This window comes from Pseudidiomarina atlantica (genome assembly GCF_000753735.1).
In the GTDB taxonomy this organism is placed as follows: domain Bacteria; phylum Pseudomonadota; class Gammaproteobacteria; order Enterobacterales; family Alteromonadaceae; genus Pseudidiomarina; species Pseudidiomarina atlantica.
In genome coordinates this window covers 1-2554 of sequence record NZ_JPIN01000003.1, presented here as the reverse complement: position 1 = coordinate 2554, position 2554 = coordinate 1, and the positions used below count along the sequence as shown (strand labels likewise).

The 2554-nt window shown below is 40.0% G+C and carries 3 protein-coding genes and 1 pseudogene; all 4 read right to left on the bottom strand.

All coding sequences use genetic code 11. The annotated features are described in order from the left end of the window. The coding region (locus tag IDAT_RS13405; protein ID WP_211250581.1) for a hypothetical protein at positions 1-203 on the bottom strand (203 nt) is incomplete at its 3' end. A 313-nt stretch (positions 204-516) separates the two neighbouring features. Then, positions 517-840 carry a hypothetical protein gene (locus tag IDAT_RS04045; protein ID WP_034730894.1) on the bottom strand — a complete coding sequence of 108 codons (324 nt, stop codon included), beginning with the start codon at positions 838-840 and terminating at the stop codon, positions 517-519. Further along, positions 841-1893: pseudogene (locus IDAT_RS12965) on the bottom strand (RHS repeat-associated core domain-containing protein); the annotation flags it as partial. Positions 1894-2326: 433 nt separating this feature from the next. Next, on the bottom strand, positions 2327-2554 hold a 228-nt coding region (locus tag IDAT_RS13400; protein WP_034730889.1), incomplete at its 5' end, for a hypothetical protein.

Below are 2554 nucleotides of genomic sequence, written 5' to 3'. Positions count from 1 at the left end.
AAACCTTCAAAAGATTTTATTTGACCAAAATTCCCAAATATATAGGGTTTAAAGCCCCTCCATTTTGGATCGGCCATACCAGCATTATGCAAAAATTCGACTTTTACTTTATACTTTATTACGCCCTCGAAGGATTTTTTAATATTGCTATCGCATGTAGAATCAGTCGCAAATACTAATAACAAAAAATAACTAAACATCATCTCTCCCTAGTGCCCTACAAACCTTTTTTATAAACGTACTAATTAATAAATATATACAGAAGACAAAGATTAATAGCCATAGCGCCATATTAAAGAAATATCCCTCTGCATTCTCCATTTTTGAAATGCTCCCTCTTCGTGAAAGTACGACCTCAGACTCATAACCAGAATAAGCTATGTAGCCTGAGATCAAAGCCAGGAAAAAATACAGAACCATCTCTAAAAAAGAGTATTTGGGTTTCATTCTTTTTGCTCAAACTCATCTTGGATTATTTTAAAGCCCCGACTAGCGAGGCTTTTGATTTAAAATTTATTACCACCAACCAGAAAGTTCATCTCCAATTACTTTCCCTCGTTCTTTTGGATCGAGGGAATAAAATTTTTCTAAATCATCCTTTGATTTTAAGGACAACTTGTGGACAAGGAAACAAAGCACCAAGTAAGGTATAAATAGAACTATAGTGATAACGATAAAGAAAAAAGCTTTTTCAAAAATAGAGCCATTCAAACCAAAAATTACTATTGGTAAGCCAATGCCGACCAAAGGCCACAGCAGGTTTTTATACGCAGTAAATATTGCAGAAAATAGTACCTGCTTGTTCATCAAATTTTTTGAAAAATAGCTAGACTCTTTCATTTAACAGCTACCATCTTTTTTAGTACACGTATTTGTGTTTTGGGTATCACCAGATTGCTGACTCATATATTCCATACCTTTTTGAGCTATAGTTCCGACAGGCACTGGACTTGTCACACTATCGACTACTTTAACAGCAACTCCTTCGGTTAGGCTCTCTCCTCTACGCCCAGCTTGGATTGCTCCCACTGTTGCAACTTTAGTAGCTCCATCTGCTCCAGCAATAACTCTTTCAGTCTTGGAAGTTAAGTTTACAGTTTCCTTACCAACTTTAATTGTCGCAGTTACCCCACCTTTAACTAGCTGAGTCCCCATCGCCCCAACAGAACCTAAAGCAGCAGAGATAGCAACACTACCATAATCAGCGCCAGCAAGAGCATCACCGAAACTCGCGCCATCACTCATAGAATTATAGACCTGTGTAGCCAAATCAATACCACCACCGATAGCAGCACCAACTAAGAAGTTCAAAAACTTACCTGTAGGGTCAGTGTGGTTGATAGGATCATTTGCCACATAGGCATAGAGATTCATCTGATCTTCATAACCCACAGGGTCCGTTTGCAGGAATCGGCCTAACTTTGGATGATAAATCCGTGCTTTGTAGTAATAAAGCTCTGTGCCCGGAATAAGGGTTTGTCCGGTGTAACGAAACCGCGCGCTGCTGCTGTGCTTTGGATTGCCGTAAGCGTCGTACTGATGCGCCTGCAACAAGCTGCCGGTGCTGGTCATCTCGGCGATGATGCTACCACGCTCATCAGCCAGTAGATAACGTCGGGCGCTGGTGCCAGCGCCTTCGTAACGTATCACTGGGTCATCATCACTCAGTCCATGCACATAGCGCCGTAACAAGCTGCCGGCACTGTTGTATTCCGCCACCAGTTCGTTGCCATCATACAAGTAGTCGATAACCTGACCGTTGTGTACAGTGCGCGTCAGTCGGCCTATCGCATCGTAGCTCAACACCACCGTGGTGCTAGGGCCGTTGGCTTCTATCAATCGGTTATGCGCATCGTAAACATAGCTCCAGCCATCAAAGTTGGCTAAATTGCCTACTTGGGTGTAGCTCTATTCACATCCGCGAGTTTGCTTTCTTAAACAACAAATTGATCCCGGATAAGGGGATAAAGGTGGCGAGTGCTAAATATTTTATACTCCCTTGGGTTAGGCCTCCTGCAAAAACAAAAATGAACAGCGATACCCAAAGAAATACAGCTATTAACTTCGACCAGGAGTTACTTTTATAATTTCTGCTAGCATTATTTATTAGTCCGAAGCAGAAGAACGGATATAGAACAGATTTTACTATCAAAACCAATTGCGACGAATTATCATTACTTTGCAAAAAGTTTTTATAAAAGTAATACATATTATACACGCCAGCCGAAAAAAAAGAGTAAATAACTAGTTTCCCCGAGGCTTCAGTATAAAAAGTGATGTTCATTTTTTAACAACCACACCTGATTTCATATAAATAAATGCCATGTTAGTCTTTGATTGATTTTTTAACTGTAAAAGGACAATCTTCGCCGTAGTCAACATATAAAATCATATTAGAAAACAAATCACCGCTTATACTGAACCAACCATTTAACAAATCGTTTTCCTGATGCAAGGAAATCGGGAATACAAATAGTTCTTTGTCATTTTTCCTATCCATTTTTACGATCCAAGCCTGTCGAAACTTACTATCCTTTAAGTACTGAGGCGTATT

Coding starts and splice junctions, on each gene's coding strand:
- IDAT_RS04045 (WP_034730894.1), bottom strand. CDS start 840: ATGAAAGAGTCTAGCTATTTTTCAAAAAATTTGATGAACAAGCAGGTA.